General features: G+C 72.7%; 20 protein-coding genes. 16 read left to right on the top strand and 4 right to left on the bottom strand.

All coding sequences use genetic code 11. The annotated features are described in order from the left end of the window. Positions 1-110 precede the first annotated feature (110 nt). The 3 genes from E8M80_RS05345 (at position 111) to E8M80_RS05335 (ending at position 3,263) form a co-directional block, all read left to right on the top strand. Positions 111-1,814, top strand: a complete 1,704-nt coding sequence (locus E8M80_RS05345; protein ID WP_137124603.1) for a gamma-glutamyltransferase family protein — start codon at positions 111-113, stop codon at positions 1,812-1,814. Positions 1,815-1,969: 155 nt separating this feature from the next. Beyond that, complete coding sequence (locus tag E8M80_RS05340; RefSeq protein ID WP_240789904.1) at positions 1,970-2,671, top strand: DUF1194 domain-containing protein; 702 nt, start codon at positions 1,970-1,972, stop codon at positions 2,669-2,671. Then, positions 2,658-3,263 carry a histidine phosphatase family protein gene (locus E8M80_RS05335; RefSeq protein ID WP_137124602.1) on the top strand — a complete coding sequence of 202 codons (606 nt, stop codon included), beginning with the start codon at positions 2,658-2,660 and terminating at the stop codon, positions 3,261-3,263. The genes E8M80_RS05340 and E8M80_RS05335 overlap by 14 nt, the downstream gene beginning before the upstream one ends. On the opposite strand, the gene E8M80_RS05330 is transcribed toward E8M80_RS05335, so the two are convergent. Continuing rightward, on the bottom strand, positions 3,254-4,390 hold the full coding sequence (locus tag E8M80_RS05330; protein ID WP_137124601.1) for a mandelate racemase/muconate lactonizing enzyme family protein: 1,137 nt from the start codon (positions 4,388-4,390) through the stop codon (positions 3,254-3,256). The genes E8M80_RS05335 and E8M80_RS05330 overlap by 10 nt on opposite strands. A gap of 161 nt (positions 4,391-4,551) precedes the next feature. Between E8M80_RS05330 and E8M80_RS26520 the strand changes: the two genes are divergently transcribed. Further along, positions 4,552-4,758, top strand: coding sequence for a hypothetical protein (locus E8M80_RS26520; protein ID WP_240789903.1), 207 nt, complete (start codon positions 4,552-4,554; stop codon positions 4,756-4,758). Then, positions 4,755-6,167, top strand: a complete 1,413-nt coding sequence (locus E8M80_RS05325; protein WP_240789902.1) for an amidase — start codon at positions 4,755-4,757, stop codon at positions 6,165-6,167. The genes E8M80_RS26520 and E8M80_RS05325 overlap by 4 nt, the downstream gene beginning before the upstream one ends. Positions 6,168-6,270: 103 nt before the next feature. Here E8M80_RS05325 and E8M80_RS05320 read toward each other — a convergent pair whose 3' ends face one another. Beyond that, positions 6,271-7,896, bottom strand: a complete 1,626-nt coding sequence (locus E8M80_RS05320; RefSeq protein ID WP_137124599.1) for a thiamine pyrophosphate-dependent enzyme — start codon at positions 7,894-7,896, stop codon at positions 6,271-6,273. A 209-nt stretch (positions 7,897-8,105) separates the two neighbouring features. Here E8M80_RS05320 and E8M80_RS05315 point away from each other — a divergent pair, with 209 nt between their 5' ends. The 8 genes from E8M80_RS05315 to E8M80_RS05280 all read left to right on the top strand — a co-directional run bounded on the left by E8M80_RS05315 (position 8,106) and on the right by E8M80_RS05280 (position 16,880). Then, positions 8,106-9,545 carry a circularly permuted type 2 ATP-grasp protein gene (locus tag E8M80_RS05315; protein ID WP_137124683.1) on the top strand — a complete coding sequence of 480 codons (1,440 nt, stop codon included), beginning with the start codon at positions 8,106-8,108 and terminating at the stop codon, positions 9,543-9,545. Continuing rightward, entirely contained in the window at positions 9,539-10,480 is a 942-nt protein-coding gene (locus tag E8M80_RS05310) for an alpha-E domain-containing protein (protein ID WP_137124598.1), read from the top strand. Before E8M80_RS05315 ends, E8M80_RS05310 begins: the two co-directional genes overlap by 7 nt. A 24-nt stretch (positions 10,481-10,504) precedes the next feature. Beyond that, on the top strand, positions 10,505-11,242 hold the full coding sequence (locus E8M80_RS05305) for a peptidase (RefSeq protein WP_137124597.1): 738 nt from the start codon (positions 10,505-10,507) through the stop codon (positions 11,240-11,242). Positions 11,243-11,301: 59 nt separating this feature from the next. Further along, complete coding sequence (locus tag E8M80_RS05300) at positions 11,302-12,267, top strand: tripartite tricarboxylate transporter substrate binding protein (protein WP_137124596.1); 966 nt, start codon at positions 11,302-11,304, stop codon at positions 12,265-12,267. A 7-nt stretch (positions 12,268-12,274) separates the two neighbouring features. Beyond that, positions 12,275-12,763, top strand: a complete 489-nt coding sequence (locus E8M80_RS05295; protein WP_137124595.1) for a (2Fe-2S)-binding protein — start codon at positions 12,275-12,277, stop codon at positions 12,761-12,763. After that, on the top strand, positions 12,760-14,883 hold the full coding sequence (locus E8M80_RS05290; protein WP_137124594.1) for a molybdopterin cofactor-binding domain-containing protein: 2,124 nt from the start codon (positions 12,760-12,762) through the stop codon (positions 14,881-14,883). The genes E8M80_RS05295 and E8M80_RS05290 overlap by 4 nt, the downstream gene beginning before the upstream one ends. Further along, the gene (locus E8M80_RS05285) at positions 14,880-15,842 is read left to right on the top strand and encodes an ABC transporter substrate-binding protein (protein ID WP_137124593.1); all 963 of its coding nucleotides are present in this window, start codon (positions 14,880-14,882) and stop codon (positions 15,840-15,842) included. Before E8M80_RS05290 ends, E8M80_RS05285 begins: the two co-directional genes overlap by 4 nt. A gap of 72 nt (positions 15,843-15,914) precedes the next feature. Continuing rightward, positions 15,915-16,880: a tripartite tricarboxylate transporter substrate binding protein gene (locus E8M80_RS05280; protein ID WP_137124592.1), complete on the top strand. Its 966-nt coding sequence runs from the start codon at positions 15,915-15,917 to the stop codon at positions 16,878-16,880. A 139-nt stretch (positions 16,881-17,019) separates the two neighbouring features. Here the strand turns inward: E8M80_RS05280 and E8M80_RS05275 are convergent, their stop codons facing one another. Next, complete coding sequence (locus tag E8M80_RS05275; protein ID WP_137124591.1) at positions 17,020-17,649, bottom strand: DapH/DapD/GlmU-related protein; 630 nt, start codon at positions 17,647-17,649, stop codon at positions 17,020-17,022. Positions 17,650-17,864: 215 nt separating this feature from the next. On the opposite strand from E8M80_RS05275, the gene E8M80_RS05270 reads away from it, so the two are divergent. Together E8M80_RS05270 and E8M80_RS05265 are read left to right on the top strand one after the other, a co-directional pair. Then, positions 17,865-18,572, top strand: coding sequence for a glutathione S-transferase N-terminal domain-containing protein (locus E8M80_RS05270; protein WP_137124590.1), 708 nt, complete (start codon positions 17,865-17,867; stop codon positions 18,570-18,572). Between the two features lie 35 nt (positions 18,573-18,607). Beyond that, positions 18,608-19,249: a VOC family protein gene (locus E8M80_RS05265; protein WP_137124589.1), complete on the top strand. Its 642-nt coding sequence runs from the start codon at positions 18,608-18,610 to the stop codon at positions 19,247-19,249. A 99-nt stretch (positions 19,250-19,348) separates the two neighbouring features. On the opposite strand, the gene E8M80_RS05260 is transcribed toward E8M80_RS05265, so the two are convergent. Continuing rightward, positions 19,349-19,948 (bottom strand): class I SAM-dependent methyltransferase, encoded by a 600-nt coding sequence (locus E8M80_RS05260; RefSeq protein WP_137124588.1) that lies wholly within the window; start codon positions 19,946-19,948, stop codon positions 19,349-19,351. Positions 19,949-20,082: 134 nt separating this feature from the next. Here E8M80_RS05260 and E8M80_RS05255 point away from each other — a divergent pair, with 134 nt between their 5' ends. Then, on the top strand, positions 20,083-21,456 hold the full coding sequence (locus tag E8M80_RS05255; protein WP_137124587.1) for a PleD family two-component system response regulator: 1,374 nt from the start codon (positions 20,083-20,085) through the stop codon (positions 21,454-21,456). Positions 21,457-21,537 lie beyond the last annotated feature (81 nt).

The following is a 21,537-nucleotide window of genomic DNA, read 5'->3' as shown; positions in this document are numbered from 1 at the left end:
GTCCTCTCGTTCCACGCCATTCTCGGGCCTGGCCCGACGGGCGCCAAGGCGGCGTTGACGCATGGCCGCGCTGCGCCGAGTCTCGCGCTGCCACCGGGAAGGACCCGCCGATGTTCGCCACCCGCCCGACGCTCTCCGGCCCGCGCCATGCCGTCTCGGCCGGGCACTACCTGGCCTCGACCGCCGCGGTCGCGGTGCTGGAGGCCGGCGGCAACGCGATCGACGCGGGCTGCGCGGCGGGCATCGCGCTCGGCGTGCTGCTGCCCGACCTCGTGAACGTGGCGGGCGTCGCGCCTATCATGATCCGCATGGCCGACGGCACGGTCGAGACCATCGCCGGCCTCGGCCACTGGCCGCGCGCCCTGCCGCCCGATGTCTTCATGCGCGAGCATGGCGGCGAGATCCCGTCTGGCGTGCGCCGGACCGTCGTGCCGGCGGCGCCCGATGCCTGGATCACCGCGCTCGAGCGCCACGGCACGATGGGCTTCGGCGACGTCGCGCGCTTCGCCATCCGTTTCGCGGCCGAGGGCTTCGCGGTCTATCCGCTGCTGGCCGAGACGGTCGCGGCGCATGCGGCCGAATACGCGCAGTACCCTTCCAACGCCGCGATCTTCCTGCCCGGCGGCGCGCCGCCGGTGGTGGGGTCCCGCTTCGTGCAGGCGGATCTCTCGCGCACGCTGACCTACATGGTGGAGCAGGAACGCGCCGCCGCCGCGACCGGCGGGCGCCTCGCCGGCCTCGCCGCCGCGCATGCCGCCTTCTACCGCGGCGACATCGCGCGGGAGATCGTGCGCTTCATTCAGGCCGAAGGCGGCTTCCTGGCGATGGAGGACCTGGCCGGCTTCCGGTCCCGCCTCGAGCCCGCGGTCGCGCGGCGCTGGCGCGGCCACACGCTGCTGACCTGCGGTCCCTGGTGCCAGGGGCCGGCGCTGGCGCAGGCGCTGATGCTCATGGAACGCGCGGGCTTCGACGCCATGGGCCACAACTCGGCCGACTACCTGCACCTGCTGACCGAATGCGTGAAGGCCGCCATGGCCGACCGCGAATACCATTTCGGCGACCCGTTGTTCACCGAGGTGCCGCTCGAGGTCCTGCTGTCGGAGGCGCATCTCGACGCGCGGCTGCGCCAGGTCGACCCCGCCCGCGCCCATCCGTCGATGTACCCGCCGCTGCTCGGCGCCGGCACGCCGGCCCAGGGCCCGCAGCGCGCGGACCTGCCGAAGGTCGAGGCCGACACCTCCTACGTCGCGGTCGTGGACCGCTGGGGCAACGCCTTCTCGGCCACGCCCTCCGACGGGTCCTGGAATTCGCCGGTCGTGCCGGGGCTCGGGATCATCCCGTCCAACCGTGGCAGCCAGTCGCGGCCCGACCCGGCACATCCGTCCGGCGTGGCGCCCGGCAAGCGGCCGCGCCTGACGCCCAACCCGGCCATGGTCGCGACCGAGGATGGCGGCGTCATGCCCTTCGGCACCCCGGGCGGCGACGTGCAGATCCAGGCCATGCTCCAGGTCATGCTGAACGTCTTCCATTTCGGGATGGAACTGCAGGAGGCGATCGAGGCGCCGCGCATCGCGTCCTATGCCTTCCCGTCCTCCTTCGCGCCCTTCGACTATTTCCCGGCACGCGTCGCCGTGGAATCGCGCATCCCGCAGGCGGTGCGCGACGACCTCGCCGCCCGCGGGCACGAGGTGAAGGACTGGCCGGGGATCACATGGCTGGCCGGCAGCGTGGAGGCGGTGCTGTCGGACCCGAAGGACGGGTTGGTGCGGGCGGGGGCGGATCCGCGACGACCGGCCTATGCCATCGCGGGGTGAGCCGGCGAGGGATAGCTGTCGGCCTCGCCCAAGAAACCCCATTGAATCTCAAGGTTTCCAAAGGTCTTTCAGCCTTTGGCGGGGAGGAGCGGAGAGGCGGCACCCCTCCGCGTTCCACCCTTGCAACGTGCGCTGCGCAGGCCATCGTTAGGGTCATGCTGCCCCGCCGCGCCGCCCTCGCAGCCCTGCTGCCCGTGCCGGCCGTTGCGCAGCCGGCGCCGATGGTGGACCTGCTGCTCGTGCTGGCGATGGATGCCTCCGGCTCCATCGACCCGGACGAATTCCGCCTGCAGCGGGAGGGGCTCGCAGAGTCCGTCACGCACCCGGCGGTGGTCGCGGCCATCGTGTCCAAGCCGCGGGGCGCGATTGCCGTGGCGATGGTCGAGTGGGGCAGCCCTGGCGGCGCCGCGACGGCGGTGGACTGGATGGCGGTGCGCGACGCTGCCTCGGCCGGCGCGCTGGCCGAGGCGATCCGCGCCGCCCCGCGCAGCCGGCAATCCTACAACGCGATCGGCGACGCCATCGTCCATGCCGCCGCGCTGATCGCCGCCGCGCCCTTCCGCGCGGAGGAGAAGGTCATCGACGTCGCCGGCGACGGGCCCGACATGCGGTCGTTCACGCCGGCGATCGAGGCGCGGGACGCCGCGGTCGCGCTCGGCATCGTGGTGAACGGGCTGGCGATCGAGGTCTCCCCCGTCACGCGCTTCGGGGAGCCGCTGCGGGTGCACTATGAGCGCGAGGTGATCGGCGGCCCCGGCGCCTTCGTCATGGTGGCCGAGACGCGGCAGGATTTCGCCCGCGCGATGCGCGCGAAGCTGATCCGGGAGATTGCGGGGGTGATGCATGGCACGGGTTGAACGGCGCGCGCTGCTGGCGCTTGGCCTGGCCGCGCCGGCGGCGGCGCAGGCCGTTCCGGACTGGGTCGGGCTGCTGCGCGGCGGGGGGCAGGTGCTCTACATGCGCCACGCCATCACCGACCGGACGCAGGTGGATACCGGGCGGCTCGGGGAGCGGGCAGGGCAGCGCAACCTCTCGGCCGCGGGCATTGCGCAGGCGCAGGCGCTGTCCGCCGCGATGGCGCATCTGCGCATCCCGCTCCGCCCCGTACGGTCGAGCCCGGTGTTCCGCGCATCCGACACCGCGGCGATCATGGCGCGCGGCGCGCCGGTGGACGTCACGATGGACCTGGTGGCGGACGACTACACGAAGGACGTGCCGGCGGCGATCGCCTCGCTGCGCCGGGCGCTCGCCACGCCGCCCGCGCCCGGGGCCAATACGCTGCTGGTGGGCCACATCCACAAGTTCGGCCCGGCGGTGTTCGGGCGGATGCTGGGCCAGGCCGAATTCCCCGAAGGCGCCTTCGGCGTCGTCGAGCCCGCCCCGCCCGGCTTCCGGTTCCTGCGCGTGCTCATGCCGCAGGATGTGGTCGCCGCCGCCGCTCAGACGTAGCCCGGCCCCTCGATCGGCGGATGGGCGGCGAGGAAGGCCTCGTCCACCTCGACGCCGATGCCGGGGGCGGCGTTGGGCAGCACCGTGCCGTCGCGGCGGATGGTCCAGGGCGTGCTGCCGAGCGTGTCGCGGAACAGGTTCGCCTGCGAGATGTCGGCCTCGAAGTAACCGCCGTTCTCGATCGCGGCGAGGAAATGGATCGATGCTGCCTGGTTCACGCCGGTCATGGACGAATGCGGGTGGATCGGGATCTTGAAGGCGCTCGCCATGCCGGCGATGCGCAGCGCCTCGGTGATGCCGCCGCATTTCGAGAGGTCGGGCTGCCAGATGGCGATGACGTCGTCCTCCAGCACGCGGGTGAATTCGTAGCGGGTGAAGTGGTTCTCCCCGGCCGCCAGCGGTGTCGCGCCGTAGCCGCGCGCCTGGGCATAGAGGTGGTGGTCATGCGCGGGGAAGGGTTCTTCGAGCCAGCCGATGTTGAGCCGGTCCATCTCCGGCATCACCTGGCGCACCTGCTCGATGGAATAGCCGATATTGGCGTCGGTCAGGATCGCGAGGTCGTGGCCGAAGGCGTCGCGCACCGCCTCCATGCGCGCCACGTCGTCCTTCACGGTGTCGCCGACGCGCAGCTTCACGGCCTTGTAGCCGGCCTCGATATGCGGCGCGGCCTCGTCGATCAGTTGCGCCGGTGGCTGGTAGCCGAGTGCCACGCCCCCCGCATAGGCCGGGACCGGCCGCGCCGCGCCGCCCAGCAGCTTGTAGAGCGGCAGGTTCAGCGCCTTCCCCTTCGCATCCCACAGCGCCATGTCGATCCCCGACATCGCCATGGCGCAGGCCGCGCCCATGCCATGGGAGGCGAGCTGGTACTTGTAGATGCGCGCATTGATGCCGGTGGTGTCGAAGGCGTCCATGCCGAGGATGAGGCCGCGCAGCGTCGTCTCGATCAGCTTCGCGATGGCGGTGTGGGCGCGGCCGTGGTGGCTTTCCCCCCACCCGACGATGCCGTCCTCGGTCACGACCTTGACCATGACCGCGTCGCGCTTGACCGCCTGGCCGATGCCGAGGCGCGGCCCGCCCTGCGGCAGCGGGAAGGAGGTCGGGAAGGCACGGACCTCGACGATCTTCATGGGGCGTTTCCTCGATCCTGGCGGTCGGGAGGCTGCCAGCGGGGCGGCGGCTTTGCAAACCAGCCGGGCGGCATGCCGGCAGCCGATGCGGCGGCGCGGGGTTTGCAAGCCAGCCGTGCGGCGCAACCATGGGCGCCCCAGGTATGCAGGAGAACGACCGGATGGCGACCGACCCCACCCACCAGGCCGAGGCGGCGATCCGCCTCTGGTCCGGCATCGAACCGCCGAACGCCGCGGCGCGCCGAGGCCTCGAGGACCTGCCCGCGCTGATCGCCGAATTCGCCGCGCTGCGCGGCACGCTCGTCTTCGAGGACGAGCCGTCCTCCTTCGAGGCGGCGCTGCGCGAGGAACAGGAGCCCGGCACGTGACGGACCTCGCCGCGCTGTCCGCCACCGAGGCCGCGGACGCCTTCGCGAAGGGCGACGCCACCGCCGAGGCCCTGGTCCGCGCCAGCCTGGCGCGCATCGACGCGCATGACGGCCAGGTCAATGCCGTGGTGCGGCTCGACCGCGAGGCGGCGCTCGAGGCCGCGACCGCGCAGGACCGGGCGCGCGCGGCGGGCAGGCCGCTCGGCCCGCTCGCCGGCGCGCCGATGATGCACAAGGACATGTACTACCGTGCCGGGCGCGTGAGCACCTGCGGGTCCCGCATCCGGGGCGACTTCCGCCCCGCCGTGACGGCAACCGTGCTGGACCGGCTCGACGCCGCCGGCGCGATCGACATGGGCACGCTCAACATGGCCGAGTTCGCGCAAAACCCGACCGGGCACAACGCGCATCACGGCGACTGCCACAACCCCTGGAGCCTGCCCTACTGCACCGGCGGATCCTCCTCCGGCTCCGGCGCCGGGGTCGCGGCGCGCTTCTTCACCGCCGCGCTCGGCTCGGACACCGGCGGCTCGATCCGGCTGCCGGCATCCATCTGCGGCGTCACCGGCATCAAGGGCACGCAGACCCGCGTGAGCCGGGCGGGCGTCATGCCGCTGTCCTTCTCGATGGACAATGTCGGGCCGCTTGCGCGCACGGCGCGGGACTGCGCGCGAATCATGCGCGTCATCTCGGGCCACGACCCGCGCGACGCCACCAGCGCGCCAGAGGCCGTGCCGGACTACGAGGCGGCGCTGACCGGCGACCTCCGCGGCGTCTCGGTCGCCGTGCCGCGCGAATGGTTCCTCGACGGTGCCGACGACGCGGTGGTGCAGGGCTTCGAGGCGGCGCTCGAGGTGCTGAAGGCGCGCGGCGCGACCGTCACGCGCGTGTCCTGCCCGTCCCTCGCGGCCATCGGCACCTATGTCTCGGTGGTCAGCCGGGTCGAGGCGGCGGCGATCCACGCCAACTGGATGCGCGAGCACCCGGCCGACTACGCCATCCACCTGTCGGGCCGGCTCTATGGCGGCTACGCCATCCCCGGGCACCTCTATGTCGAGGCGCTGTCCCGCCGCGGCGCGCTGCTGCGGCAATTCTGCCGCGAGGCACTTTCCGGCCACCACGTGGTGGCGACGCCGACGCTGCGCATGCGCGTGCCCACGCTGGCCGAGACCGACATCGACGCGAGCCCGGACAACTGGGCGCGGCACATGGCGGTCTCGGCGAATACGCGGCCCTTCAACTACCTCGGCCTGCCGACCATCAGCCTGCCCTGCGGGCTCGACGACCGGGGCCTGCCGCTTGGGCTGCAACTGGCGGCCAGGCCCTTCGGGGAAGGGCGGGTGCTGGCGGCCGCGGATGCGTTCCAGCGCGACACCGACTGGCACGCGCGGATGCCGCCGCTGGCGTGAGCGGGGCGTCGCGGGAGGGGCGCCGCCGCTCCCGGACCCTCCCTGCCAAAGGCCCTTCGGCCTTTGGCGGGGGAATTCGAGGGGGCAACGCCCCCTCGACCCGTCATCCCCTGAGCGCCTTGATCTGTGCGGGATAGCCGGACGGGTCCACGGCAACGTCGACCAGGACCGACCCGGTCGACGCGCAGGCCTCCGCCATCGCCTGCGCCAGCTCCGCCTCCGTCGTCACCGACAGCCCGACCCCGCCCAGCGCCCGCATCGCGCCCGCCAGGTCCGCGCGCGGCCAGCCAAGCGCCCCCTCCGGCAGGTCGCGCGCGTCCTTCTTGATGTCGATGAGCGAAAGCGTCGCGTCGTTGAACGCGACGACGACCACGCGCGCGCCGAGCACGGCCGCGGTCGCCAGTTCGCCGAGCCCCATCAGCAGCCCGCCATCGCCCGTGAAGGCCAGCGCCCCGCGCGCCGGGTCGTGCAGCGCCGCGGCGATCGCCGCCGGCACGGCGAAGCCCATGGTCGCGAGGCCGTTCGAGATCAGCAGGTCGCCCGGCCGCGCGCAGCGCCAGTTGGTGGTGGCGGGGAACATGTGCGCCCCGGCATCGACCGCCACACGCGGATCGAAGCCGGCCTCGCGGCAGGCCAGCTGCGTGATCTCCACCACGCGCTGCGGCCCGATGCCCGCGCCGCGCCGCGGGTCGTTGGCGAGCGCGCGCAGCCAGCCTTCGCGCAGTGCCGCGACCTCGCGCGGGTCCCATGCCGATCGCGCCGCGCCGCGCGCGAGGCCTTCGATCGCCGCCGGCAGCGCGCCGGTCACCGTCGCGGCCGGGTGCGCATAGGGCATCGCGCGGGGCGCGGTCGCGACCTCGATGACCGGCACGTCCCATCGCCAGGGCTTCGGGATGAATTCGACGGGATCCGCGCCCACCATGACCACCGCGTCGGCGCGGTCGAGCACCGGGCCTTCGGCCGCGCCGCAGGTGAAGATGCCGGCGAAGGCCGGATCGTCGTCGGCGATCACCCCCTTCGCCTTGTAGGTGACGAGCGCGGGGCAGCCGAGCGACGCGACAAGGTGGCGCAACCAGGTCGCGCTGTCCTGCGCGACGGCTTCGAGGCCCACGATCACGACGGGCCGGCACGCCCGGGCCAGCACCTGGCGGGCGGCCTCGATCGCCGCCCTGTCGGGCATCGGCGGCGGCGGCACCGCGGTGGCCGACAGCGCGGCGGGCTGCTTCGCGGCGGCGCCGGACAGCTCGATCAGTGCGGCCCCGCGCGGCGCGGCCAGCGCGGCCGCGATGGCGCGCGTCGCAGCCTCCCCCGCTGCCATCTGCCCGACCGAAAGCTGCGCCTTGGTCACCGGCGCCAGCATCGCCGCCTGGTCGAAATACTGGTGCGTCGCGAAGGCGCGCTCGGCGGGGGCGAAGCCGTCGGCGACCAGCACGACCGGCGCGCGGTCGAGCGCGGCATGCGCGATGCCGTTCGCCGCGTTGCCCACGCCGGGGCCGCGGGTGCAGAGCGCGACGCCGGGCGCGCCGGACAGCTCGGCCTCGGTCGCGGCCATGATCACGGCCGAGGTCTCGTGCCGCGCCAGCACGAAGTCGATCCCGCGCGCCTTCGCCGCTGCGATGAGGTCGAGGCTCGACCCGCCTCCGGGCACACCGTAGATGCGCCGGGTGCCGGCCGCAGCGAAGGCGGCGGCGAGCGCATCGGCGGCGGTCGGCGTGGCGGGTTCGGTCATGTGCGGTCTCCGGCGGGGTGGCCGGAGGATAGGCGGGCGGCGCCCTGCTTGCCCATCCGGGGGCAGTCGGCGCCCGCTTCCTGGGCATCCGGCGGCGTTTCCTGCGCGGCGCGGCCGTCAGCGGGCTTGCGCCGCGCCGCGCCGCGCGGCAAGGCTCGTGGCCGGAGGACCTCGCGCCGGTGACCAAGACCACCCCTGCCTTCGACGAGATGGCGGCCGACGGCCTCGTCCGCGGCCCCTATGCCGAGATCGCCCGCTGGCTGGCCGCGACGCCGGCCGCCGCGCTGGAACGCCGGCGGCAGGAGGCCGAGCTGCTGTTCAAGCGCATCGGCATCACCTTCGCCGTCTATGGCGAAGGGGGCGACCCGGAGCGCCTGATCCCCTTCGACATCATCCCGCGCATCCTGGCGCGCGCGGAATGGGAGGCGCTCTCGCGCGGGCTTACACAGCGCGTGCGGGCGCTGAACCTGTTCCTGCTCGACGTCTATGGCGCGCAGGAGATCATTCGCGCGGGACGCATCCCGGCCGCGCTGGTCCGCCAGAACGAGGCCTTCCGCCCCGAAATGGCGGGCTTCGTGCCGCCGGGCGGCGTCTACACGCACATCGCCGGCATCGACGTGGTGCGCACCGACCCCGACAATTTCTGGGTGCTCGAGGACAATTGTCGCACGCCGTCCGGCGTCTCCTACATGCTGGAGGGGCGGGAGGCGATGCTGCGGCTGTTCCCCGACCTCTGCGGCGCGCACCGCGTGGCCCCGGTCGGCCACTACCCCGAGGAACTGCTCGAGACGCTGAAATCGGTCGCGCCGCCCAATTGCCGCACCGTGCCGCGCGTCGCGATCCTGACGCCCGGATCCTACAACAGCGCCTATTACGAGCACTGCTTCCTGGCCGACGAGATGGGCATCGAGGTGGTGGAGGGTCCCGACCTGTTTGTCGAGGACGAGGTCGTCTACATGCGGACCACGACCGGCTCGCAACGCGTCGACGTGATCTACCGCCGGATCGACGACGACTACCTGGACCCGGAGGTGTTCCGGCCCGAGAGCGTGCTCGGCGTCCCCGGGCTGATGGCGGCCTACAAGGCGGGCAACGTCTCGCTGGCGAATGCCCCGGGGGCAGGCATCGCCGACGACAAGGCGGTCTATCCCTACGTGCCCGAGATGATCCGCTTCTACCTGGGCGAGGAGCCGCTGCTCGCCAACGTGCCGACCTACCTCTGCGAGCGGGACGAGGACCGTGCCTACGTGCTCGACCACCTGGACGAGCTCGTGGTCAAGCTGACGCACGGCTCGGGCGGCTACGGCATGCTGGTCGGCCCGCACAGCACGGCCGAGCAGCGCGCCGACTTCGCCGCGCGCATCCGCGCGAAGCCGGCCGAATACATCGCGCAGCCGACCTTGGCGCTCTCGACCGTGCCGACGCTGGTCGAGAAGGGCATCGCGCCGCGCCACGTGGACCTCCGCCCCTTCGTCCTCTGCGGCAAGGAGGTGCGGGTGGTGCCCGGCGGCCTCACGCGCGTCGCGCTAAGGGAGGGCTCGCTGGTCGTGAATTCCTCCCAGGGGGGCGGGACCAAGGACACCTGGGTGCTGGAGGACGACCCGGCCGACATCGCGGCGCCCCAGGGGCAGGGGCAGACGCAATGCTGAGCCGCACCGCCGACAGCCTGTTCTGGCTCGGCCGCTACATCGAGCGCGCCGGGAACATCGCCCGCGGCATGCAGGTGGCGCTGCGGATGGCGAGCCTGACGCACGGCGTCGCGCGGCGCGACAGCGCCTGGCGGGCGCTGCTGATCGCCTCGGGCTGCGAGCCGGGCTTCCAGGCGACCGGCGCCCCGCCGACGCAGGATGCGGTCGTGCGCTACCTCGCCGCGGACCCGGCCAACCCGTCCTCCATCCTGTCCTGCATCGACGCGGCGCGGCGCAACGCACGCGCGGTGCGCACCGCCGTCACGGTCGACATGTGGGAAGCCGTGAACGACACCTGGTCGGAGGCGCGCCGCAGCACGGCCGCCACCTTCGCGCCGGACAACCTGCCGGCCTTCCTCGACTGGGTGAAGGGCCGCACGATCCTGTTCAACGGCGCCTACGGCGACGCGATGCTGCGCCACGAGGCGTGGCGGTTCGTGCGCCTCGGCACCATGATGGAACGGGCGGACAACACGGCCCGCGTGCTCGACGTGCACCACCACGCGCTGGCCGACGCGCAGGAGGACGGGGCCGTCGCCTATGTGCAATGGCAGGCGATCCTGCGCTCGGTCTCGGCGGTGCGGGCCTTCCACCATGTCTATCACGCGCGGCTGGAACCCCGGCTTATCGCCGAGCTGCTGATCCTGCGGCCCGAGCTCCCGCGCTCCGTCGTCGCCTGCTACGCGCGCATCGAGGAGACGCTCGACGGCATCGCCGCCGCGCATGGCGGCCGGCGGGGCGAATGCCACCGCCTGGTCGGGGAGATGCACGCCAGGCTCCGCTTCGGCCGGATCGAGGACATCATGGCCGGCGGCCTGCATGACTTCCTGACGGCCACCATCGACCGCAACCTCGAACTCGGGCGGCAGATCCAGGATTTCTACCTGCAGGCCTGAATCGGCGCCGGGGAGCGCCTGCCGATGACGTATTGCGTCGGGCTCTATCTGGACGAAGGGCTCGTGATGCTGTCGGACACCCGCACCAATGCGGGCGTCGACCACATCTCGACCTTCTGCAAGATGCAGGTCGAGGAGATCGCAGGCGAGCGCATGATCGTGCTGCTCTCCTCGGGCAACCTCGCCATCAGCCAGGCGGTCTGGAACCGGCTGCAGGAAGGCGTGTGGCTGGACGGCCAGCAGCACACGCTGCGCGACGTGCCGACCATGTTCCGTGCCGCGCAGCTGGCCGGCGCGGCGGTGCGGGCCGTGTTCGACGCCGACGGCCCCGCCCTTTCCGCGCAGAACATCGCCTTCGACATCGCGCTGCTGCTGGGCGGGCAGATCGGCGGGCAGCCGCAGCGGCTGTTCATGGTCTACGCCGCCGGCAACTTCATCGAGGCGACGGCCGACACCCCCTTCCTCCAGATCGGCGAGCACAAGTACGGCAAGCCCATCCTCGACCGTGCCCTGACCTCGGCGACGACGCTGGCGGATGGCGTGAAGCTCGCGCTGATCAGCATGGATTCGACGCTGCGCTCGAACCTCACGGTCGGCATGCCGCTCGACCTGCTCGTGTACCGGGAAGGGACCCAGCGCGTGGCGCTACGCCGGCGCATCACGGAGGACGACGCCTATTTCCGTGCCGTGCGGGACGGCTGGTCGAACAGCCTGCGCGACGCCTACCGCGCCATGCCCGGCCCGGATTGGGTGCCGGGCTGACCCTTGCGCGCCCGCACGGCGCGGCCACTAATGCGCGAACCGAACGGGAGGACACGAACATGATCGGACGCAGAGCCACGCTGGCGCTCGGCGCGCTTTCCACCGGCCTCGGCGCGCGCCGGGCGGCGGCGCAGGCGTGGCCGAGCCGGCCCATCCGCATCGTCGTGCCCTTCGGCCTCGGCGGCTCGGCCGACGTCGCCGGGCGGTTCCTGGCCGGCCCATTGTCGGAGGCGCTGGGCCAGAGCGTGGTCATCGAGAACCGCCCCGGCGCCGGCGGCACGATCGGCGCGGATGCCGTGGTGAAGTCGAATGACGGCCACACGCTGCTGCTGATGTCGAACACCCATACGGCGAACGAGACGCTGCTGCCGAACCGCCCCTACGTGCTGATGCGCGACCTGGCGCCGGTCGCCTTCATCAACGTCGCGCACCACGTGCTGGCGGTGCATCCCTCGCTGCCCGCGACCTCGGTGCAGGAGTTGATCGCCTACGCGAAGGCGAACCCGGGCAAGATCGACTACGCCTCCTCCGGCCCAGGCACGCCCTATCACGTGGCGGGCGAGGTGTTCCGTGCCATGGCCGGCATCGAGATCACGCACATCCCCTTCCGCGGGTCGAACGAGGCGCGCACGGCGCTCATCTCGGGCCAGGTGCCGATGATGTTCGACGCCATCCCTACCATGGCGTCCCAGGCGCAGGCCGGGCGCGTGCGTGCGCTGGCCACGACCGGTCCGCGCCGCAGCCCCCTGCTGCCCGAGGTGCCGACGGTGGCCGAGGTGCTGCCCGGCTACGAGGCCAGCATCTGGCTCGGCCTCATGGCGCCCACCGCGATGCCGATGGAGCAGCGCGAGCGCCTGAATGCCGAGGTGAACCGCGTCATGGGCCTCGAGGCCACGCGCGCCGCGCAGCTGCGCCTCGGCGCCCAGGTCAACCCGATGTCGATCGCGGAATTCGACGCCTTCCTGCGCGGCGACATCGCCAAGCAGGCGGAAGGCATCCGCATGGCCGGCATGCAGCCGACCTGACGGCGCCATGGTCGCCTTCACCCTGAACGGCGCCGCGGTCGCGGTGGAGGTACCGGACACGACGCCGCTGCTGCACGCTTTGCGCGGGCCGCTCGGCCTGTCCGGCCCGCGCTTCGGCTGCGGTGCGGAACAGTGCGGCGCCTGCGTCGTGCTGGTCGATGGCGTGCCGGCCTACGGCTGCACGCTTGGCACCGGCGCCGTGGCCGGGCGCCACGTGACGACGGTGGAGGGCCTCGGCACGGAGGACGCGCCGCATCCGCTGCAGCGCGCCTTCCTCGAGGAACAGGCGGGGCAGTGCGGCTTCTGCCTGTCCGGCATCCTGGTCGCGGCGGCGGCGCTGCTGGCGCGCGAGCCGGACCCGGACGAGGCCGCGATCCGCGCCGCACTCGACCCCCATCTCTGCCGCTGCGGCAGCCACAACCGCATCCTGCGCGCCGTGCGACGCGCGGCGGCGGAGATGGCATCCGGCCGCCGGGCGCCGGAGCCAGGCGCATGAGCGACCTCGACCGCCGCGCCGCGCCGCCGGGGAAGCTGCCGGGCAGCCTCGCGGCCGATCCGCGGCTCGACCGCTGGCTCGCCTTCGACGCCGCGGGGCATGTCACGGTCACGCCCGGCAAGGTCGAGCTGGGGCAGGGGATCCTGACCGCGCTCGCGCAGATCGTGGCCGATGAGCTCGACGTCGCGCTGGTCCGTGTGCGCCTGCAGGCGGCCGCGACGCCGGACAGCCCGAACGAGGGCGTCACCTCCGGCAGTCTCTCGGTGCAGGACAGCGGCATGGCGCTGCGCCACGCGGCAGCCGCGGCGCGCGCCATCCACCTCGGCGTCGCGGCGCAGCGGAGCGGCGTGCCGGTCGAGGCGCTGCGTGTCGCGGATGGTGCCTTCGTCGCGCCGGATGGGCGGCAGGTCGGATCCTACTGGGCGCAGGCTGCGGCTGGGCTGCTCGACTGCGAGGCGCCGGCCGAGGCGCGCCCCAAGCCGCCGGCCGAGCGCCGCGTCGCCGGCACCTCCGTCCCGCGTCTCGACCTGCCGGACAAGGTGTTCGGCGCGGCGCGCTTCGTCCATGATCTGCGCCTGCCGGGGATGCTGCATGCCCGCGTGGTACGCCCGTCGGCGCGGCGCGCGCGGCTGGTTGCGCTGCAGGACGGCGCGCTGCCCGGCGATGCGGTCGTGGCACGCGACGGGTCCTTCCTCGCGGTGCTGGCCGAGGCCGAGCACGACGCAGAGCGCGCCGCCGATCGCCTGGCGGCCCGCGCCACTTGGCAGGCGGCCGACACCCTGCCGCCCGCGCATGCGCTTGCGGATTGGCTGCGCGCGGCGCCGGGCGAGCATGCCGTGGTCGCGGCGCAGGACGCGCCCGCCGGCGCCCCGGCCCGCACGCTGCGCGCGACCTTCCACCGGCCCTACGTGACCCATGCATCGGTCGGCACCTGCTGCGCGGTGGCGCGCTGGCAGGCAGGCGCGCTCGAGGTCTGGACCCATTCGCAGGGCGTCTACAACCTGCGTGCCGACCTCGCGAAGGCGCTCGCGATGCCGGAGGAGGCGATCCTCGTCCGCCACATGGAAGGCGCCGGCTGCTACGGCCACAACGGGGCGGACGACGTGGCGCTGGACGCCGCGCTCGCCGCCCGCGCCGCACCCGGGCGACCGGTGCGCGTGCTCTGGTCGCGCGCCGAGGAACTCGGCTGGGGGCCGGTCTCCTCCGCGATGCTCGTGGACATCGAGGCGTCGCTCGACGCGGCGGGCAACATCTCCGACTGGCGGGAGGAGGTCATCAGCCACGGCCATTCCTCCCGCCCCGGGCGCGGCGCGATGCCGACGCTGCTGGCCGTCGAATACATGGACCCGCCGCGCGAGATCCCGAATGCGCTGAACCCGCCGCTGGCCTCGGGCGGCGGCGCGCAGCGCAATGCGGTGCCGGCCTATCGCATGCCGCGCCTGCATGTCGGCGTGAAGCGGCTGGCCGGGATGCCGCTGCGGGTCTCGGCGCTGCGCGGCCTCGGCGCGCCTGCGAATGTCTTTGCGATCGAATCCGTCATGGACGAGTTGGCGCAGATGGCCGGCGAGGACGCGCTCGACTTCCGGCTGCGCCACCTGGATGACCCCCGCGGGCGCGACGTGCTGGCGGCGGCCGCGCAGATGTGCGGCTGGCGCGGGCGTGCGAAGCGGGAGGGCTTCGGCCTCGGCCTCGCCTATGCGCGCTACAAGAACACCGGGGCCTACTGCGCCGTCGCGGCCGAGATCGAGGCGCTGGACCGCGTCTTCTGCCGCCGCCTCTGGATCGCCGCCGATGTGGGGGAGGCGATCAACCCCGACGGTGTCGCCAACCAGTACGAGGGCGGCGCCATCCACGGCGTGTCGATGGCGCTGATGGAACAGGTCGCCTTCAACGCCCGCGCGGTCACCTCCGACGACTGGGAGACCTACCCGATCCTTCGCTTTTCCGAGGTCCCGGCGGTCGAGACGCGGCTGATCGCCCGGCCGGACCAGCCGCCGCTCGGGGCGGGGGAGGCGTCGCTCGCGCCCGCCATCGCCGCCATCGCCAACGCCATCCACGACGCGCTCGGCATCCGCCCGCGCGCCATGCCCTTCACGCCGGAAAACCTCGCCGCCTCATGATTCCGCTCACCCTCGCCTGCACATCCTCCGACCGCACGCGCCCGCTGATGGACGGGCGCTTCCGCGTGCCCGGCTGCGACATCACCTTCCTGCCGGGCGAACCCGAGGACATCTTCCGCCGCGCGCTGCGCGACCGCGCCTTCGACGTCACGGAACTCTCGTTCAGCAGCCACATCCTGACGACGATCCGCGGCGACAGCCCTTATGTCGGCGTGCCGGTGTTCCTGTCGCGCGCCTTCCGCCATTCGGCGGTCTACATCCGCACCGACCGCGACATCCGCACGGCCGCCGACCTCGCGGGACGCACCATCGGCCTGCCGGAATACCAGCAGACAGCGGCATTATGGATGCGCGGCATCCTGCGTGAACACTACGGCGTCGACACGAAGGGCATCGCCTGGCGCACGGGGGGCGAGCGCGTGGCGATCACCCTGCCGGAGGATTTCGACGTAAAGCCCGCGGGCCGCGACCTCGAGGCCGCGCTGGCCGCCGGCGAGATCGACGCGCTGATCGCGCCGCGCCCGCCTGCCTGCCTGCGCGACCGCAGCGCGCCGGTGGACCGCCTCTGGCCCGATTACCGGGCCGAGGAACAGGCCTGGTTCGGCGCCTCCGGCTTCTTCCCGATCATGCATTGCCTGGCGGTGCGCAAGGACGTGGCGGAACGCCATCCCTGGCTGCCGGTCGAATTGTTCCGCGCCTTCGCCGCGGCCAAGGCGGCGTCGCTCGCGGAACTGCGGCTGGTCAACGTGCTGCGCGTCTCGCTGCCATGGATCGCGGCTGCGGCTGAGGCGCAGATCGCGGTCATGGGCGGCAATCCGTGGCCCTACGGCTTTGCGCGCAACCGCGACGAGATCGCGGCCATGATCCGCTTCGCGGTGGCCGACGGCCTGGCGGCGCAGCCCATCGCGCCGGAGGCGCTGTTCCACCCGAGCGTGCTCGACCTTGCCGACGCAGGCTGAGCCGTCCGAAGGGCTTGCCTGCCCGGCGCCGTGGTCGCATCACTCCCGGCGTCGAAACCGGGAGAACGCCCAATGACCAAACTGACCCGCCGCCTCGCGCTCGGCGCGGCCGCCGCGACACTTGCCGCGCCGGCGCTTCGTGCCCAGGGCGCGCCCATCCGCATCATCGTGCCCTTCGCGCCGGGCGGCTCGACGGATGCCGTCGCACGCCTCGTGGCACCCGGCCTGACGCAGCGCCTCGGCGCGCCGGTGGTGGTCGAGAACCGCGGCGGCGCTGCGGGCTCGATCGGCACCGATGCCGCCGCCAAGGCGCGGCCGGACGGCCTGACCTGGCTGCTCACCTTCGACAGCCACGCGACGCTGAAGGCGCTGCTGCCGCAACTGCCCTTCGACCCGGACCGCGACCTGGATCCCGTCATGCTGATCGGCGGCGCGCCGTATGTGCTGGCCTGCAAGCCGGACAAGCCCTTCCGCGCGATCGCCGACGTAGTGAACGCCGCGAAGGCGCGGCCGGAGGCAGTGTCCTTCGCATCCACCGGCAACGGCACGATCGGCCACCTGACCATGACGCTGCTGCAGGGCAAGGCGGGTATCCGCATGGCGCACCTGCCCTATCGCAGCGGCGGGCTGGCCGTGAACGACACGGTGGCGGGGCACACCGACATGATGATCGGCTCGGCCGCCGTGGTGAACCCGCATGCGCGCGGCGGCACGCTGCGCATCTTCGCGCAGTTCGGCCCCGAGCGACTGCCCGCGCTGTCCGACCTCCCGACCGTGGGCCAGGCCGGCATCGACGGCCTGGAGGCCGAGGCCTGGTGGGGCGTGCTCGCGCCGCACGGCACGCCGGCCGAGGCCGTGGCGCGCATGAACGCGGCGCTGCGCGAATCGCTGAACGAGGACCGCGTGCGCACGACGATGCAGGACGTGCAGCAGGCACGCCTGATCGCCTCCACGCCCGCGGAATTCGGCGCCTTCCTGACGCGGGAAGTGGCGAAGTGGGGCGAGGTGGTACGGGCGAACAACATCCGCGCGGATTGAGGCAAGGCAGGGGGGAGAAGGGAACTTCTGCCCGCAGACCCCCTTCAACCTTCTTTGTCCTTTGGCACCCCACCTCCCAGGATCCGTGCCAGGCGCCAAGGAGGGGGATCGGGGGAGGTTTACCTCCCCCCACCTTCCTTCACGCGCCCCACCTCTCGCAGAACCCCGCCGCGTCCTCCGCCTGGAACGTCGCCAGCCGCGTCATGATCGTCTCGAAGGGCCAGTTCCACCACGCGATCGCCTGCAGCCGCGCGGCGATGTCCGGCGGGAAGCGGTCCCTGATCCGCCGCGCGGGCACGCCGCCTACGATCGCGTAGGGCGCCACGTCCTTCGCGACCACCGCGCCGGCCGCCAGCACCGCGCCGTCGCCCACCGTGACGCCCGCCAGCACCGTCACGCCATGGCCGATCCAGACATCGTGGCCGATCCGCGTGCGAGCCGCGCGGCGCGCGGCGAAGAAGCCGGCGTCGCGCTGCTGCGCGGGGTCGTAGTATTCCGGCACGTAGGTGAAGCGGTGCTGGGAGGGACGCCCCATCGGGTGGTTCGGCGGACCGATCCGCACATGCGCCGCGATGGCGCAGAACCTGCCGATCTCGGCATCCGCGACCTGGCAGTCGTGGCCGAGGTAGGATGCGTCGCCGATCGTCGCGTATTCGACCGAGCAGCGTTCCAGGATCTCGCAGCGCGCGCCGATAGTTGCCTCGCGCAGCCGGGCGGTCGGGTGGATCACGGTCTCGGCGATCTTCGCGCGCGGCATGGGCTGGTCCATGGGCGTCTCCTCAGGCGTCGCAGGACGCCGGTGCGGGACCGTGCCGTCAAGGCGGACGAGTGCAGCGGCTGTCGGCCGCGCGTCCCGCATGCCAGGCGCGGCCGTGCGCGGGGCCGCGTGAATTCATCCAGCCGTCACGCGCGGCGCGGCGGGCCTCCGCTTGCGCCGCCGTCGGCCCACCGCCATCGTGGCCGCGAACGAACGAGGAGACAGCCATGCCCGCGCCCATCCAGGTCTGGACTTGGCCGACGCCGAATGGCCACAAGGTGCATATCCTGCTCGAGGAGCTCGGCCTGTCCTACGAGGTCGTGCCCGTCGCGATCGGCAAGGGAGAGCAGTTCCGCCCCGAATTCCTGGCCATCACGCCGAACCACCGCATCCCCGCGATCGTCGATCCCGAGGGGCCGGGCGGCAAGCCGTTCAGCCTGTTCGAGAGCGGCGCCATCCTGATCTACCTGGCCGAGAAGGCGGGCAGCGACCTGATCCCGCGCGATCCGGCCGCCCGCTACACCTGCCTGCAGTGGCTCATGTTCCAGATGGGCGGCGTCGGGCCGATGTTCGGCCAGTACAACCACTTCGCCAACTATGCGGTCGAGAAGCTGCCCTATGCGATCGAACGCTACACGAACGAGGTCGCGCGCCTGCACCGGGTGCTCGACAAGCGACTGGCCGAAAGCGCCTGGCTCGCCGGCCCGGACTACTCGATCGCCGACATCGCGACCTTCCCCTGGATCCGCAATCCCGAGCGCCGCGGCGTTGATCTCGGTCAATATCCCAACGTCGCCCGCTGGCACGATGCGATCGCCGCGCGCCCCGCGGTGCAGCGGGGTGTCGAGGTCCTCGCCGCGAACCAGCGCCGCGGGCAGATGACCGATGCCGAACGCGAGGTGATGTTCGGCAAGACCCAGTTCGCGGCACGCTGAACGGCGCCGCGGACCAACAGGAACGCCAGGAAACCATGGCCGAAATCGACCATATCGTGATCGGGGCGCGAACGCTCGAGGAAGGGGCGCGCTACGTCGAGGACCATCTCGGCGTGAAGCCGTCCAAGGGCGGCGCGCATCCGGGGATGGGCACGCACAACATGCTGCTTGGCATGGGGGCCAACTGCTACATCGAGGTGATCGCGCCCGATCCGGCGCAGCCCGACCCGCCGCATGCACGCCCCTTCGACCTCGACGACGCGTCGCTGCGCACCATGCTGGAAGCGGAGCCGCGGCTGATCGCCTATGTCGCCTCGACCCCCGCGCTCGATGCCGTGGTGTCGCGGCTCGGCGCGTCGCAGGCCGGGGAGATCATGGCCATGTCGCGCGGCAACCTGTCCTGGCGCATGGCCTTCCCGCCGCAGCGGCAGGACATGGACAACCTCATCCCGCCGCTGATCCAGTGGGAGGGGGAACGAGCGGCCAGGCACATCCGGGATTCGGGTTGGCGGCTCACCGCGCTCGAGGCCGAACACCCGGAAGCGGAGGCGGTCCGCGCCTCGCTGACGACGCGCGGCCTCGGGGACACGGTGAAGGTGCGCCAGAGCCCGCATCCGCGCCTCGTGGCCCATCTGCGCCATCGCGACGGCCGGGAGGTCACGCTCACGAGCGCCTGACGGCCCCGTTCGAGAAGGCGTTCGACCGCGGCGCGTCGGCCCGTGTAGGATCGTGGTGCGCTGCGGAAAGGCGTTCGGCACGGGGATGAGATGCGGCCTTCACCCGATGGGACGGTATCGCCAGACGCTCGCGGGCGGGAGGTTGAGCGGCGTGAAGGCCTCGCGCCGCGCGGCGAGGCCGAGCGCGCGCCAGGGCAGCGGCGAGGTCACGCAATAGGTGTAGAGCAGGAAGCCCCGCCCAGGCGCCACGGCCTCGACCGCCGCGACGAAGCGGCGCTGCGCCTCGGTGGGCAGCAGCACGAGCGGAATGCCGCAGATGGCGGTGCCGACCCTGCCGTGCAGCGCCGCCGGCAGCGCCTCGGGCAGGGCGAAGGCGTCGCCCTCGATCACCGTGACGCCGGGCAGGCTCTGCGCGAGGTGGCGCGCCATGTCGGGCACGATCTCGACGACCACGAGCCGCTCGGGCGGCACCCCGGCGGCCAGCAGCGCGCGGGAGACGGCACCGGTGCCCGCGCCGAGCTCGACCACGACCTCGTCCTCGGCGCGCTCGACCAGCGCCGCGATTCGCCGCGTCAACGCCGGGGAGGAGGGCACGATGGAGCCCATCTGCAGGGGGTTGGCGAGCCAGCGGCGAAGGAACAGACTGAACCCGCCCGACCCGTCTTGCTTGGAGCGCCCGCCGAGGGTGATGCCGGACATACAGTTCTCCGTGACGAAACGATGACATTTCAAAGGGATGCACGTTTTCGCGTGATAGGTCGCTGCCCCCGGGCGCGCCAGTTACGGTTGCATGGCAGGCACCCGTCCCGCGGCCGGGGCCGGGCGGTCGGCGCATGACCGCGCGCATCCTCGTCGTCGACGACGTGCCGGCGAATCTGCGGCTCCTGGAGGCGCGGCTGCGCGCCGAGTATTTCGAGGTGGCGCTCGCGGCCTCAGGGCCGGAGGCGCTGGCGCTCAGCAGCGCCTGGTCGCCCGATGTCGTGCTGCTCGACGTGATGATGCCCGGGATGGACGGCTTCGAGGTCTGCCGCCGGCTCAAGGCGCAGGCATCGACCGGCCATATACCCGTCGTGATGGTCACCGCGCTGACCGAGCAGGCGGAGCGCGTGCGCGGCCTCGAGGCGGGCGCGGACGACTTCGTCTCGAAGCCGGTGGACACCGCGCTGCTGCTGGCGCGGCTGCGCGCGCTGCTGCGCGTCAAGCAGGTGCTGGATGCCTGGCAATTGCGGGCCGACACGGTGCGCGACCTCGGCGTCGAGCCCGCGCCCGTGCCCGCGGACCTGCTGATGGGCGCGCGGATGCTGCTGGCCGGCGGCGGGGCGGCCGAGGCCGCCACGATCTCGGCCGCGCTCGGCGCGGACGGCGTCATCGTCGAGCACGCGGCGGAGGAGGCCGCCGCCTGGGAAAGGCTGCAGGACGATGCGCACGACCTGGCGCTGCTGAGCCTGCCGATGGCCGGCGGCGATGCGCTCCGGCTTGCCTCCCGCCTGCGCGCGCGGGCCGAGAGCCGGGACTTGCCGGTGATCCTCCTGGCAGCCGACGACCAGCGCGCGGCGGTCCTGCGCGCCTTCGATCTCGGTGCCAGCGACCATGTCTCGCGCCCGCTCGATCCCACGGAATTGCGGGCGCGGGTGCGCAACCAGCTGCGCCGGCGGCGCTACCAGGACCTGCTGCGCGAAAGCCTGGATCGCTCGCTCGAACTCGCGGTGACCGACCCGCTGACGGGGCTGCGCAACCGGCGCTATGTGCGGCGGCACCTCGAGCAGTTGATCCATTCCGGCGCGCCGGTCGCGCTGCTGCTGATCGACGTCGACCGCTTCAAGCCGCTGAACGACCGGCACGGGCACGGCGCCGGTGACATCGCGCTGAAGGAGGTCGCGAACCGCCTGCGGGAGCACCTCCGCGCCGTGGACGTGGTGGCCCGCTACGGCGGGGAGGAGTTCCTGGTGGTCATGGCCGGGGCCTCGGACGAGGAGACCGCAACCGTCGCCGAGCGCCTGCGCGCCGTGGTCGCGGAGCGGCCAGTGGTCGCGGCCGGCCTTTCCTTGCCGATCACGATCAGTATCGGCGTCGCGACGGCGAAGGAACTTTCCGGCGCCGAGCGCCTGATCGCCGCCGCCGATGCCGCGCTCTACAGAGCGAAGGAGCGCGGGCGCAACCGGGTCGAGCAGGCACTGGACGAAGACTGGACGGCCACGGCCGACTGACCGCCGGCGCCACGATGCCAGGGCCCATGCGACGCGAGTTCCCGACGATCCATGTGACCAGGCAAAGGCCGGGCGGGAGCC

The sequence above is a fragment of the Roseomonas sp. HF4 genome (assembly GCF_005222755.1).
Taxonomy (GTDB): domain Bacteria; phylum Pseudomonadota; class Alphaproteobacteria; order Acetobacterales; family Acetobacteraceae; genus Neoroseomonas.
Note: the sequence above shows the minus strand (reverse complement) of the source record. Positions and strands in the feature narration are given on the sequence as shown.